A 15,451-nucleotide genomic window follows, 5' to 3' on the forward strand; every position below is an offset into this window, starting at 1 on the left:
TGTTAGTATTTTGTAAAAAATCCCTGGATCAGGTGTTTATTCCCTGATCACTTTTTTAGAAATGATATCTTTGTCTGTTTTTATTTCAATAATGTAAATTCCTTTGCTGTAAGAAGATAAATTGACAGCCTCTTTTTCATTGTTGATGACACCGTTTTGTAATTTTTTACCGGAAAGATCATAAACTGTGAATGTGGCCTTTTTAGGAGCGTGCAGTATGTGGGTAATATCCTTGGTGATGCTTGGTGCTACAGCCAGTCCTTTAAAGCTGTCTGTCTCCTGGGTTCCCAGAACGGATGTATAGCCCGTCACAAGTATTGAGTAATTCTGGGGTGCATTTCCACCGGTATTATTTTTTAAGGTTCCTTTATTGGTAACTTCAATTCTGTAGCTTCTTCCTGCTACCGGGTTTTCGATAACTACCTGCTCTACATTGTCAACGGTATTATCAGCTTTGGTTGCAGGAGACATAGGGGTGTTGGCATTCAGTTTCCAGGGGAAATATACTGTATTGGTTTGTGTGTCAATGATTCTTAGATCCAGATCATTGACAAGTTTTGATGTCCTGTTGTTATAAGCTTCGTCATAAGTCGTTGGCATTTGCGTGTATTCAGGATCAAGCCAGGAAATGGTTACTTTGATTGGAGTGTTATTTCCGGAAGCAACAATTGTTTTTTTGTTGTTGGCTCCGTTGTTTAATGTTTCGTTATTAAAAATAACAGAGTTGTTAGATTTTCCTACTAAAAGTTCGGCTCCTTTTTTTGCATCGATGAATCCCCATCCGAAATGCGGGTCCGGTCCGATATTTCCAGCTTCAGTCGCTGAGTGAATTGTTAATGTTTTTGCAGCAGCGGCATTGAATTCACTATTGAATAATTGTTTGTGAATCTGAGTCCAAAGGCCGATAATCCCGGTTACAACCGGCGCGGAATATGATGTACCGCTGCCTATAGTAAAACTTTGGCTTCCAGTAGTGTTTTCATTTGTTGTTGCACTGGCAACATCTGTTCCGACAGCTGTAATATCCGGTTTAATGCCCCCATCATCTCTTGGGCCTGCACTACTGTAATTTGAGTGTATGACATCATTTGCTGTTGTATATCTTCCTCCGTTAGTTGTGATAATATCTGTAGCACCTACTACGATAATGTTTTTAGCTAATGATCCGGTACCAATACAGTCAAAACCCTGTGCGCAATTGGAAGCAGGAAGAGTATCTGATGCAGCGAACTGTACCAGGGTACCATTATTATTTTCGTAATATCTAGGGTATGCAGCTGTTCCGGGATAGGTAGGACCTAATCCAAAAGAGTTGCCCGCAGATTTAACGATGATATATGAAGGATTATTATATACAATCCGGTCATAACTTAGATCATTTTGAAGATAAGTTCCTTGTATATCATAAGATGTACCTGGGGGGGTAAATATCCCGTTCCAAACCCATGCATCGGTACCATTTACCTCTGCCTGGTCCCATCCCACGTTTATACCGTAAGAATGATTGGAAATTTTAGGCTGTGCAACTATTATTTTTTGAAATACATTACTTGAAGATGTATTTCCTGGCAGTATGCTGGAATTAAAAGTATAGGAATCCATTGTTGAATTTTTAGCAATGCCTTGAAAGTCAACTGTTTTTGTGCTTCCATCATCAAAGGTTACTGTCTGTGTATAAGCTTTTGCTCCGATAAATCCGGCAACAGAAGTAGAATGGGCACTGTAGTTCATCGTACTGGCTTCTTTGTTGGTAATCCTATTGGGAAGATTATTAAAGAATATATGATCTCCAAATGTTCTGCCACCATCAAAAACAGTAAATTTGATATTTTCACCGTTAAATGATCCTGTCAGGCCATTTACGGTTCCATTTTGAAGGAAGTCGGAATTAGAATTTTTAATCTGATCAATGTCCTGATTCTGTAAAAAGTAGGGTTTGCCGTCCGGAGTAAACCCGGCGAGCCTACTTCTCTGCTCCTCAATTTTTTTTATAATCTCAGGAGATTTGTTAGATCCATAACGTTTTGAGATGTAGGCGTCATATTTTTCATTGTTTTCCAGTTTTTGTTTTTCAAACTCTCTGTTCAGGGCATCATTGTTTTGGGCGAATGAAAAAAAAGCAGTTAATGTACTGAGCGAAATAAAGATCTTCTTCATAAAGTTTATAAGTTAAAAAAAATGTATTTTATTTTTTTAAATATATAAATTATACATTGTGTTGCTTTATTCTGTGTGAATAATTTGATATTTTGTTTAATTTGTAAATTTATTTTTTATTTTATGTTTAAATTTTTATATATGTGATATTTTTTCATGTTTAAAATTTTGTGGAAAATGGCTGAAATACCATCGTTTGGACTGTTTTTTCTACCCGATATTCGCGAAAATGAAGCGCAAAAAAAAGGGATACTAACATTTTGTTAATATCCCTTTTTGAGATAATATTATAATTAATGATTATTCTTTAATTACTTTTTTAGAAATAACCTCTTTATTGGTTTTTATTTCAATAATGTAAATTCCCTTAGCATAAGAAGATAGGTCTATCGTTTCTCTTTCACTGTTAATGATTCCGTTTTGTAATTTTTTTCCGGAAAGATCATAAATGGTGAAGGCTGATTTTTTAGGCGCCTTTAAAATGTTTACAATATCTTTTGTAATGCTTGGTGCTACAGCCAGCCCGTTTAAAGCGTTGGTTTCACTGGTTCCCAGATTAGACTGCGTCTGGCCGGTAACGACAATTGAATAGTTCTGCGCTGTTAATACTGGGGTTGCAGCATTGTTGACTAATGTTCCTTTGTTGGTTATCTCAATTCTGTAGGTTCTTCCTGCTACCGGATTATCAATAACAACCTGTTCAACATTATCCACTGTATTATCGCCTTTTGTGGCAGGTGTCATTGGGCTGGTGGCATCAAGTTTCCAAGGCTGGTAAACGGTATTGTTGGTGGTGTCTATAATTCTTAAATCCAGGTCATTAACTAGTCTGGAAACTCTGTTGTTATATAGGTTTGACCATAGGTTTGAGGTTACTTTATATTCAGGATCTATCCAGGAAATGGTTACTTTTAAAGGTTGGTTTCCTAAAGCGGTAACTGTTTTTTGATTAGCAACACCACTGGTTAGCGTTTCATTATTGAAGATAACGGAATTATTGGATTTTCCTACCAATAGTTCAGCTCCTTTCTTTGCATCAATATATCCCCAGCCATACCAAGGATCAGGACCAACGTTTCCGGCTTCAGCAGCTGAATGTACCATGAGTGTTTTAGATGCCGCAGCGTTCAGTTCTGCATTGTTGAAAAGTGATTTGTGGATCTGCATCCAAAGGCCGATGATTCCAGCTACCTGAGGAGCAGCCATAGAGGTACCGCTGTTAACCTGCCAGGTAACACTTCCTGTGGTGTTTTCTGCAGTAGAAGCCATCCAGATACCAGTTCCCGGAGCGGCAATATCTGGTTTAATCCCACCATCGTCTCTAGGTCCGGCATTACTGTAATCAGATCTTACCACATCAGTTGGGGAGTTGTAGCGATAATTATTCGATGTAATGATGTCTGTAGCTCCCACAACAATAATATTTTTAGCTAATGACCCATAGCCTACACAATCAAAACCCTGAGCGCAATTGGCTTCAGGTGCAGCTCCGGCAGGGTAGGCAGCAAAGCCACTACCTGTATTATAATAGCTGTTTGTTGTGGAATTTGAGTAACCCGGGCCGTATCCAAAATAGTTTCCGGCAGATTTTACGATAGTATAGGCCGGGTTGTTGTACACAATGGCATCATAAGCCTGATCATTTTGATAGTAGGTTCCCATTAGGTTATAGTTATTGCCGGAGATATAATTTCCGTTCCAATACCATCCGGTATAGGGATAGCCCGAAGCGGTGGTATTATAAGTCCAACCTGGATTTACTCCATAAGAATGGTTAGAGATTTTTGGCTGTGCAATTAAAATTTTATCAAATACAGTACTGGCTGCTGTCCCTCCGGGGAGTACTGTATTGGAAAATCTGTAGGATTCCATCGTGGAGTTCAGGGCAATCCCTTTTGTATTTCCTGTTGCTATAATATTGTTATTCTCATCTCTCTGGTTAAGAGGAACCGATTTGCTTCCTATGATGCTGGCTACACCAGTAGCGTGGCTGCTGTAACTATTGGTATCAGATTCCATATTGATTATCCTGTTGGGAGCATTATCAAATGCGGTATGGGGAGCGTAAATTCTTCCACCGTCAAAAATGGTATACTTGATTCCTTCTCCGTTAAAAGCTGCTGTTAATCCATTTACTCCTCCGGCAGTTGTCAAAGCATCAACATTGTTATTGAAGATCTGGTTTTGGTCATCGGTCTCATAGAAGTTAGGGACATCTCCTGAAAATCCGGCCAGATTTTCTCTCATCTCATCTATCCTCTTCTGTGTTTCTGCGTTTCTCTCTTTTCCAAATGTTTTGATTACATAAGAATCGAACTTTGCGTTGTTTTCTCTGTTTAATTTCTCAAACTCTCTTTTTAATCCTTCATTGTTTTGCGCACTTATTAAAGCAAAAGCCAAAGTGCTGGCCAAAAGTAAATGTTTCTTCATGATAACTGATAAAATATTAAAAATTATAACGGGTTAAATATAGTGTTAAATATTTATAAATTAGGTTTTTCGTGTAAATAATTCTAATATTTTATTATTTAATTATTGTTTAATGGTAGTTTTGAATTGTTTTATGTGTATTTGTTAAAATTTTTGTATTTATATTTTACTTAAAATGCTGTGCAGCCTGAATCATGTTATAGTACTGTATTTTGCATTATATTCTTTGTTGGATTTATAAATAGTAAAAAAACCGTTTCTGCAAATTGCTGAAACGGTTTGATAGTGAAAAATGTTGATTTGTTATTCTTTAATCACTCTCTTGGAGAAAGTTTCTTTTCCTGTATTGATTTCTATAATATAGATGCCGTTAGGATAAGATGAAAGGTCTATAGATTCTGTTTCACGGTTGATTTTTCCGCTATGTAGTTTTTTTCCTGACAGATCGTATAGGTTAAATGTTGATTTCTCCGGAGCGTTCAATATGTTTACAGTACTTTTTGTTAGAGTAGGAACAATACTGATATTGCTGTTGATCGCCTTTTCATTTGTAACTGATCTGGAAGCTACTGCCTGCTGGCTGGTGTGGCCCGTTACCATAATAGAATAATTCTGAGGAGCATTAGCGCCGGAATCATTAACCAGATTTCCTTTATTGGTAATTTCTATTCTATAAGATCTTCCTGCTGTTGGTGCATCAATAACTACCTGCTCTACGTTGTCAACTTTATTATCAGCTTTAGTTGCAGCGGTCATAGGACTGTTTACATTTAGCTTCCATGGATAATAAATCGTATTGTTTGTAGTGTCAATGATTCTTAAATCCAAATCATTAACCAGTGTGGATGTTCTTACATTGCTTGCTTCGGCAAATGTTTGATAATCAGGATGGTTGTAAGCCGGATCAATCCAGGATATCGTAACTTTAAGGGGCTCACTGCCGGATGCGGTCACTGATTTTGTATTAGTTACACCGCTGTTTAGTGTTTCATCGGTAAATATTACTGTACCGTTAGATTTTCCAACCAGTAGTTCAGCTCCTTTTTTAGCATTAATGAAGCCCCATCCATGATGTGGATCCGGACCTATGGTTCCGGCCTCAGATGCAGAATGAATGGTAAGTACTTTTGCAGAAGCTGCATTAAATTCATCACCATTAAATAACTGTTTATTTATTTGTGTCCAAAGTCCGATAATTCCTGTTACAATAGGTCCTGAATAAGAAGTACCGCTTCCGGTTCCGTAAGCTGTGCTTCCTGTTGTATTTTCAGCAGTAGAAGCGTGCCCTACGTTAGTTCCAACAGTAGTAATGTCCGGTTTAATTCCTCCGTCATCTCTTGGACCTGCGCTGCTGTAAGAAGAATGAACTACACTGGCTGCATTAGAATATCTTCCTCCATTGGATGTGATGATGTCTGATGCTCCTACTGTGATAATATTTTTTGCCAAGGATCCGTAAGGAATACAGTCATAGCCGTTATTACAGTTTTTAGGAGGCTTTGCATCAAAAAAGCCGAACTGAGTAAAGTTGGTTCCGTTAGTAGTATGGTAGCTGCTAAAGGATGAGCCTTCACCGTAAGAATTTCCTGCAGATTTTACAATAATAAAAGAAGGATTAGAGTAGACTATTTTATCATAGTTTTTATCATTTGTATAATAGGTTCCGTTGAGATCATAGCCTGTTCCGTTTGAATACTCGCCTACCCATGTGGAAGAGCCTGGTCTAATGGCAGAGCTCCATCCTGTAATCTGGCCGTAGGAATGATTGGAAATTTTAGGAGCTGCTGTCAGTATTTTCTGGAATACATTGCTTTCGGTTGTGTTTCCAGGTAATTTAGAGTTGAGGAATGAATAGGAGTCTATGGTTGAATTTTTAGCAATTCCCTGGATATTCTTTCCTGAAGAGGTAAAAGGCTTTCCTCCAATGAAACTGGAAACAGCTGTGGAATGAGCACTGTAGTTCATTGTGCTGGCTTCTTTGTTGGTAATACGGCCGGTTGCATTGTTGAATACATTGTGTGCTGCATATACTCTTCCGCCGTCAAATATTGTAACCTTAATATTCTCACCATTGAAAGATCCGTTTAGTCCTGCAATTGTTCCATTTTGAAGAAAATCAGAATTTGAGTTTTTGATCTGGTCTATATCATGAAGTTCGTAGAAAAGTGGTGTTTCGCCAAGAAATCCTGCAAGATGGCTTCTTTTATCTTCAATTTCCTGCTGTGTTTTAGCATCTCTTTTGGCCTCATAGTTTTTTGCAATATAGGCCTCAAATTTTTCTTTGTTTTTTTTTGTTCTGATTTTCGAAATCACGCATTAATGCGTCATTTTTTTGCGCACCTGCTAAAAAAGCAATCAGGGTGCTTGCTAGAAATAAATGTTTTTTCATGTTGATATTTTTTAGTTGCAGGACAAATCTATAAAAAGTTAAATATCACACAAGGTTTATTTTGTTAAATTATTAATTTTTAGCAATTTTTATTAAAGATAATTTATATTTATTGTTTATTTATTATATTTTAAGTTGTTTTTAGATTGTTTTTAATGTAATTTGTTGTTTTTGTTTATATTGGCTTTTTTAACAAAAAAAATATACGTGTCTTTTATATTTCAAGGGTAAATTTTGTAAAAAAAATGAAGTAACTTTACATTCTCTTTTTTAAAAAAGTTAGAAAATTACATGTATTTAATTTTTGACACAGAAACAACCGGTTTACCTAAGAATTTCAATGCTCCGCTTTCCGATTCAGAAAACTGGCCGAGAATGGTTCAGATTGCATGGCAGGTGCATGATGATGACGGAAATCTTATTGAAAACCAGGACTATATTATAAAACCGGAAGGATATGATATTCCCTTCAACGCAGCCAGAATTCACGGGATTACAACTAAAATAGCCAATGAAGAAGGTCGTGATCTTCAGGAAATCCTGGAAGAATTTTCCAGAGTACTTGAAAAGGTTAGAGTTGTGTCCGGACATAATGTAGAGTTTGATTACAATATTGTAGGAGCTGAGTTTTACAGAAAAAATATAAAAGATAATCTCCAGGAAAAGCCAAAAGCAGATACAATGATCCTGGGAACGGATTTCTGCCAGCTAGGCGGTGGAAGAGGAGGAAGATTTAAGCCTCCGAAACTTGAAGAGCTTTATGAAAAATTATACGGGCATAAATTTGATGAAGCACATAATGCTGCAGCTGACGTAAATGCTACCGCACAGGTGTTTTTTGAAATGATGAGAATTGGTGTAATTCCTTCAGAAGTATTAAAAGTTTCTGAAGATCAGCTGGCGTATTTCAAAACGCTTTATCCCGATCCCATCAAGCCTTTCAGTATTGTTATCAGAAGGCAGGTCGCTGATTTTAATAATAAGAAAAAACAGCAGGACTTTGGAAGTATTGATGAGATTGATCTTGGGCAGTATTTTAACTTTGATAATCATAGTGTCTTTTCAACATTATCTGCTACATCAAGCATCAATGACTTAATTAAAAGAGCTTCAGATGATAATTTTCCGGCAGTCGGAATGGTGGACCTGGGAAATATGATGGGTGCTTTTAAATTTGTGTCTGCCGTAGAAGGATTCAATGGAGACCGTGCAAAAAAACATAAAGAATTTTTAGCAAAAAAACAGGAAGCAGAAGAAAGCGGGACAGAATTTAATGAACCTGAACCTGTGTCTGAGCACCTTATTCCTGTTGTCGGCTGTGAGTTTTACATTTCAGACCGTTATGAACAGAAACAATTTACCAAAGATGATCCGGACAGAAGAACACAGGTTGTTCTCCTGGCAAAAGATTTTAACGGGTATAAAAACTTAGCAAAACTTTCAAGTATAGGATTCTTAAAAGGATTCTATTTCGGTGTCCCGAGGGTAAGCCGTGAGCTGATCGCCCAGTACAAAGAAGGTGTTATTGCTTTAACGTCGGGAATTCACGGAGATATTCCGGATGCTATTCTGAATACCGGTGAACAGAAAGGGGAAGAGCTTTTCAAATGGTGGAAAGATACCTTTGAAGATGATTTTTATGTTCAGATCCAGAACCATAAACTGCCGGAGGAAGAGCACCTGAACGAGGTCTTGCTGTATTTTGCAGATAAATACAATGTTAAGATCTTGGCCCAGAATGAAACGTATTATACCAATAAAGACGATTCTAATATTCAGGATATTGTAAGCTGTATTAAAGACGGTGAAAAATTGTCAACCCCTGTAGGAAAAGGATTTGGAAAGAGAAGAGGGCTGGCAACCGGAGAGTATTATATTAAAAATGCAGACGAAATAAAAGAAGCTTTTCTTGCTTATCCGGATGCTTTTGAAGCCTATGAAGAATTTACAGCTAAATTTAAGCCCTATACTTTAAAAAGAGATGTTCTCCTGCCGAAGTTTGATATTCCTGAGGAATTTATTCATGCAGAAGATGAGATAGACGGTGGAAAGCGCGGTGAAATGGCTTATCTTACCCATCTTACCTATGAGGGGGCAAAAAGAAGATATGTTGATTCAGGACTGATGAGTGAAATTTCAGATGAAATTAAAGAACGTCTTGATTTTGAACTTGAAGTAATTGCTAATACTGGATATCCCGGATATTTCCTTATTGTACAGGATTTCTGTAACGAGGCCCGTAAAATGGGAGTATGGGTTGGTCCAGGAAGGGGATCTGCAGCAGGCTCTGCAGTAGCATACTGTATTGGAATTACCAATGTTGACCCCATCAAATACGATCTCCTTTTTGAGAGATTCCTGAATCCGGAAAGGGTCTCAATGCCGGATATTGATATTGACTTTGATGATGAAGGAAGAGACAGGGTTATCAAATGGGTAATTGATAAATACGGACAGAGCCAGGTGGCACAGATTATTACCTACTCTGTTTTGGGAGGTAAATCTGCGATTAAAGATGCCGGAAGGGTTCTTGATGTTCCTATTCCTGATACCAATAATATTGCGAAACTCATCCCGTCTACACCGGGGATGAATATTGCCAAGGCTCTGGCAAAATATGATAAGCTGAAGCCGGAAGAGCAAATGCTTGTGGATGAAATGAGATTTGTTCTTGATAGTCCCGGAGATCCGCGTCACGATGTTCTCGCGAGTGCGAAAAAAATGGAAGGGTGTATCAGAAATACCGGTATTCATGCCTGCGGAGTAATTATCACTCCTGAAGACGTAAGCAATCTGGTGCCTGTGACCATTGCAGCAAAAGACGCTGATATTCTGGTTTCACAGTTTGATAACTCAGTAGCCGAAAGCGCAGGACTATTGAAAATGGACTTCCTGGGGCTTAGGACACTTACCATTATCAAAGACGCTTTAAAGCTGGTTAAAGCCAGGTATGGAGTGGATATTGATCCGGATCTTATTCCGCTGGATGATGCAAAAACATATCAGTTATTTAAAGAAGGAAGAACAGTTGGGATTTTCCAATATGAAAGTCCCGGAATGCAAAAGTACATGAGAGAGCTGAAGCCTACAGTTTTTGCCGATCTCATTGCCATGAACGCATTGTATCGTCCGGGACCTATTAAGTATATCCCGAACTTTATTAACAGAAAGCACGGAATTGAAGAAATTGTCTATGACCTTCCTGAAACAGAAGAATATTTAAAAGAAACCTACGGAATTACCGTTTATCAGGAGCAGGTAATGCTATTGTCCCAAAAGCTGGCCAACTTTACAAAAGGTGAAGCAGATACGCTGAGAAAAGCGATGGGTAAAAAACAGATCGACGTTCTGAATAAAATGTATCCTAAATTTATTGAAGGAGGAAGGAAAAATAACCTGAATGAAGAAAGATTAGAGAAAATCTGGAATGACTGGAAAGCTTTCGCGGAATATGCCTTCAATAAATCCCACTCAACATGTTATGCCTTCATCGCTTATCAGACGGCTTACTTAAAAGCCAACTATCCTGCGGAATATATGGCAAGTGTAATGAGTAATAACATTAACAATACAGATTCGATCACCATGTTCATGGAAGATTGTAAAAGTATGGGGGTTGATGTTTTGGGACCGGATGTAAATGAATCGCAATATAAATTTTCCGTAAACGAAAAAGGGCAGATCCGTTTCGGTCTCGGTGCAATTAAAGGAATAGGGGAAGGGCCTAGTGAGGCTATTACACGCGAAAGAGAGAATGGAAGATTTAAAAATATTTACGATTTCTTTGAAAGAATATTGCCGTCCCAAATGAATAAAAGAGTGGCGGAAAGTTTGGTGCTTGCAGGTGCATTTGATGAATTGGATACGTTTCACAGAGGCCAGTATTTTGATATTGATATGGCCGGAAAAACCAATCTCGAAAGATTAATAAGGTACGGTCAGAGCTTTCAGGAAAGCAAACATGAAATGGAAAATTCCCTGTTTGCCGATTTTGCAGAAGAAGTACAGATTGAGCAACCAAAACTGGCTCCTTGTCCGGAATGGCCTAATATGCATAAGCTGAATAAGGAAAAAGAAATTATAGGATTCTATCTTTCTGCGCATCCGCTGGATGAGTTTAAATATCAGTTCCAGTTTATGCAGGGGCAGCTTTCCAAAAAGGCAGTACTGGAAAAAGAAGAAGAAAAAGCAGGTACAGAAGAGGTGCCGGTTCTGGAGACAGATGTACAGGATGATTCTGCTGACCTTACTGAGATTGTATCGGATGAAATGTCCATAGGAGAAGAGGAGATTGTAGAAGAAGTTGTTAAAAAAGCAGAGCCCAAAGGGAATTTTCTGTTTCTCAATCTGGATGAGGTAGATGCTTATAAGGAGCAGGCATTCTCCAATAAGCAGGAAGAACTTTTTGAAGAGAAAAAGAAAGATTGGAAAACAATTCAGAAAGAAAGAGAAAATGGAGGCGGAGGAAAAGAATATACCGTGGCCGGACTTATTACGGAATACAGGGTTCAGGATGGGTTCCGAAGTGGAGAGAAGGTAGCTTTTGTAACTTTGGAGGATTACTCAGGATCTTACTCTTTCAGGCTGGGGGATAGGGATTATATGCGTCTGAAGGAAAAGCTGGAAGTTCAGAGATTTGTTATTTTTAAAATAAAATTTGCCCAGGTAAAAGACGGACGGGTTTTTGTGAATGTAAATGATGTGATTGAATTACAGGAAGCATTTGAAAGATTTGCTAAAAGTATTTCTTTGGTAATGGATGTAATGGATGTGAGACCGGAAGATCTCGATTTCTTCAGAACAGTTCTTGACAGAAATAAAGGAAATCAGAAACTGAAATTCTTTATTAAAAACATAGAAGATGATTCTCATCTGGAAGTGCAGTCTATGAAACATTCCGTAGATTTGAACGGAGATCTGATTAAAGAAATTCAGCTTCTGAATAAATATGAGTTTTATCTGAACTAACCTGCATGAAATATGTGGTATATATAAAGCGGCTTTTTGCTGCTTTTTTTCATTTTATCTGCTCCTTAAAGTGAATAGTCTATAAAATTTATCAGGAATTATATTATGTTAAGTGAAGTTTTCATTCCTGTTTGAGTTTTAATGAGCTGTGTTTTAATGCGTTTAAAATCAGAAACTTAAACTTATCCTCTATATTGTGAAATATTGGTTAAAATTAAATAAATGTTTAATTTTTAATAAAATTATAGTCGATTTTAAATGTTTTGATTTAATATTTTAAGATATATTTTGATATTTGATTAAATATTTACTTACTTTTACCTCCCTAATTTTTATTTTACGAAGTATGAAAAAACTTTTACTCTCGTGCCTGATGTTTCTCGGAATTGGAGCATCTGCACAGACGGTGCTGATCTCGCCCACCGTGAATAACGGCGGCTTTGAATCGGGTGCTGCAAGCTGGACCGTAGTTAACGGATCCCAGACTAATAAGTGGCAATTTGATACAGGAGCTACCGCCGGTTTTTCCGGAGCTAATTCAGCCTACATATCAAACAGTACGTCAGCTCCATATGCTCACGCATATACTACGACAAGTACATCAACAACATTTTTTTATCAGGACGTGACCTTTCCGGCAGGAGAAACGGATATTAATCTGTCCTTTAAATTACTTGTACAGGGGGAAGGATCTTCAACCCGTTATGATTACTTAAGAGTATATCTGGTACCTACCTCATTTACACCAGTAACTACAGCAGTACCAAGTACAACAACTTATCCCAATAACTGGACAATTAATCTAAAAGGGGATGCCTGGACGAATCAGTTGATTCCCATTTCTGCTTCACAAGCCGGAAATGCTACGGCGAATTCCACGATGCGGTTGATCTTTATGTGGAGAAATGACTCCGGTAGCGGAACCCAGCCACCTGCTGCTATTGATGATATTACATTAACAACCAATGCTATTACAACTCCTCCCCAGTGTACAAGAGTAGTAGCACCGGTGAACGGAGCTACTGGTATTTCAAGAACCCCAACCATTACATGGAATGCTGTTGGAGGTGGTGTTACCAGTTATAAATTGAACTTGGGAACTACTCCTGGTGGTACGGATATAATAAACGGAACAGACGTAGGTAACGTTACTTCCTATGCGGTGCCGGCCTCTGCAGGTTTACTGTATAATACAACTTATTATGCAACGGTAGTACCTGTGAATGCTATAGGCGAAGCAACAGGATGTAACCCAAGCAGTTTCACTACACTAAATATAGCCTGTCCTTCAGTATCTTCTCCTTCAAGTGATGCATTGAATGTAAGCACTACACCGGCTATCAGCTGGAGTGCTGTTTCAGGAGCAACAGGATACAGAATTTCTGTGGGATCCACAGCTGGAGGTACCGATATTGCTAATAATGTTGATTTAGGAAATGTTTTAACCTATACTATCCCTTCAACTTTAAACTACAATACTACTTATTATTATACGGTAAATTCTTATCAGGGCACTAACAGCAGCTCAGCATCGTGTACAAACAGGAAATTTACAACCAAATTTCCACCTCCGGCTAATGATGATTGTGCCAATGCTGTTGCTTTAACCGTAAATTCCGATTTAAACTGTGCTGTAAAAGGGACAGGAAATACACTTGGGGCAACACAGAGTACTTCTTCAGGAACATGTAGCGGAGTTACTGCAGATGATGATGTATGGTATAGTTTTGTGGCTACATCAGCAACACATGTTGTTAAACTTTCCAATGTTGTTTCTACAGGTACATCAACCACTACGGATATGTATTTCCAGGTGTTAAGCGGAACATGTGGTGCTTTTACAAGTGTTAAATGTAGTGATGCTGATGTAAATCTTGTTTCAGGGCTTACTCCGGGACAAACTTATTATATTAAAGTATTTACTTATGATTCAGGTGGGCAATACGCTGCAAGTTTTGATATTTGTGTAGGAACGCTTCCTCCTCCTCCCGCGAATGATGAGTGTGCTAATGCCATCTCATTAACGGTAAACCCTGATATGAACTGTGGTGTTGTAACTTCAGGAACAACATTATCTGCAACCAATTCATCAGTGCCGGTTGGTTCTTGTTCGGGAAATCCTGATGATGATGTTTGGTATTCGTTTACTGCTGTTGCTACTACCCATACCATCTGGCTGAAGAATGTGGCTGCTACGGGAACCAGTACTTCCACAAGTCTGTATGCCCAGGTATTTTCAGGGGATTGTGGAAGCCTTGTCAACAAAACCTGTATTTCTTCAAATACAAACTATACTGCAGTAACTGGACTTACTCCCGGAGCTGTTTATTATGTAAGAGTATATAACAGTAATGCTAATACGACTTCTACAATATATGCCAATACTTTTGATATCTGTGTAGGGACCTTGCCTCCTCCTCCTGCGAATGATGAATGTGCAAATGCTGTTTCACTGGTTCCAAGTAACTCAGGAATGTGTTCAGGCCCGGTAGCGGGAACAACAATGAGTGCCAGCCAGAGCACGGGAACAACTCCTGGCTGTTCTGCATCAGGAATTAATGATGATGTTTGGTATTCTTTTACAGCAACAGCTGCAACACACATGGTAAATGTTAATTATTCGGATAATGCTACGGCAACACAGGTTTATTCAGGGGCTTGCGGCAGCCTGGTAGCTGTTTCTTGTTCCAGCGGGGAATACGGAAATTCAAATGTATTGCTTCAGAACTTAACGGTTGGAAGTGTTTATTACGTAAGAGTATATTCTACTTCAGCATCATCGGGAATAACCTCTAATTTCCAGATCTGCATTACGTCTCCGTCAGCAGTAGCTAATGATACGTGTGATACAGCTATAGCAATCCCTTGCGGAGGAACTGTAGAAGGAAATAATGCACTTGCAGCTGATGAAACATTACCATCTGTAACCTGTGGAAGCTCTGGTTCTACTGCAAGCTACAAGGGAGTTTGGTATACAGTAACCGCACAGTCGGCCGGATCTGTCACCATAAGTGCATGTGGTGCTGAGTTTGATGCTTATTTAAGAGTGTATTCAGGAAGCTGTGGTAATTTTACGTGTGTAGGAAGCGCAGATAGCGGGTGTACAGGTTCTAATATTTACAATTCTCCAACCTATACATTTACGGCTACAGCAGGAACTACTTATTATGTTCTGTTGTCAGGATATTCTGCAACCCAGTTTGGTAAATACACGATTTCTGTAACACAGGAATGCTCTACAATGGCAACTTCCGATGTGAATAAGAAAGATGATAAAATTAAAATGTATCCAAACCCATTCTCTGATGTTGTGAATATCTCAGATGTGAAGAATGTAAAATCAGTTTCTGTTATTGATATTTCAGGAAGAGTAGTGAAGACTATTGACAATCCTTCTTCAGCTCTTCAGCTTGCAGATTTGAAGCAGGGAATGTATCTGATTTCTTTAAAAATGAAGGACGGATCAGTACAAACAATAAAAACAATTAAAAAATAAATTATTTAGCA

General features: G+C 38.3%; 5 protein-coding genes. 2 read left to right on the forward strand and 3 right to left on the reverse strand.

Annotated elements, in window-relative coordinates:
* Nucleotides 1-36: 36 nt before the first annotated feature.
* The 3 genes from AOB46_RS04660 to AOB46_RS04670 all read right to left on the reverse strand — a co-directional run bounded on the left by AOB46_RS04660 (nucleotide 37) and on the right by AOB46_RS04670 (nucleotide 6,900).
* On the reverse strand, nucleotides 37-2,157 hold the full coding sequence (locus tag AOB46_RS04660; RefSeq protein ID WP_062696912.1) for a S8 family serine peptidase: 2,121 nt from the start codon (nucleotides 2,155-2,157) through the stop codon (nucleotides 37-39).
* A gap of 300 nt (nucleotides 2,158-2,457) precedes the next feature.
* Nucleotides 2,458-4,587 (reverse strand): S8 family peptidase, encoded by a 2,130-nt coding sequence (locus tag AOB46_RS04665; protein WP_062696913.1) that lies wholly within the window; start codon nucleotides 4,585-4,587, stop codon nucleotides 2,458-2,460.
* A gap of 303 nt (nucleotides 4,588-4,890) precedes the next feature.
* Nucleotides 4,891-6,900, reverse strand: coding sequence for a S8 family peptidase (locus tag AOB46_RS04670; RefSeq protein WP_241489162.1), 2,010 nt, complete (start codon nucleotides 6,898-6,900; stop codon nucleotides 4,891-4,893).
* Nucleotides 6,901-7,267: 367 nt separating this feature from the next.
* Here AOB46_RS04670 and dnaE point away from each other — a divergent pair, with 367 nt between their 5' ends.
* Both dnaE and AOB46_RS04680 read left to right on the forward strand, forming a co-directional pair.
* Nucleotides 7,268-11,944, forward strand: coding sequence for a DNA polymerase III subunit alpha (gene dnaE, locus AOB46_RS04675; RefSeq protein WP_062696914.1), 4,677 nt, complete (start codon nucleotides 7,268-7,270; stop codon nucleotides 11,942-11,944).
* A 346-nt stretch (nucleotides 11,945-12,290) separates the two neighbouring features.
* Entirely contained in the window at nucleotides 12,291-15,440 is a 3,150-nt protein-coding gene (locus AOB46_RS04680) for a T9SS type A sorting domain-containing protein (protein WP_082377020.1), read from the forward strand.
* Nucleotides 15,441-15,451 lie beyond the last annotated feature (11 nt).

This window comes from Chryseobacterium indologenes (assembly GCF_001295265.1).
Lineage (GTDB): Bacteria > Bacteroidota > Bacteroidia > Flavobacteriales > Weeksellaceae > Chryseobacterium > Chryseobacterium indologenes_A.

What these genes read in the sequence shown, in the direction of transcription:
- AOB46_RS04660 (WP_062696912.1), bottom strand. Translation starts at nt 2,157, where the DNA reads ATGAAGAAGATCTTTATTTCGCTCAGTACATTAACTGCTTTTTTTTCA.
- AOB46_RS04680 (WP_082377020.1), top strand. Translation starts at nt 12,291, where the DNA reads ATGAAAAAACTTTTACTCTCGTGCCTGATGTTTCTCGGAATTGGAGCA.
- dnaE (WP_062696914.1), top strand. Translation starts at nt 7,268, where the DNA reads ATGTATTTAATTTTTGACACAGAAACAACCGGTTTACCTAAGAATTTC.
- AOB46_RS04665 (WP_062696913.1), bottom strand. Translation starts at nt 4,587, where the DNA reads ATGAAGAAACATTTACTTTTGGCCAGCACTTTGGCTTTTGCTTTAATA.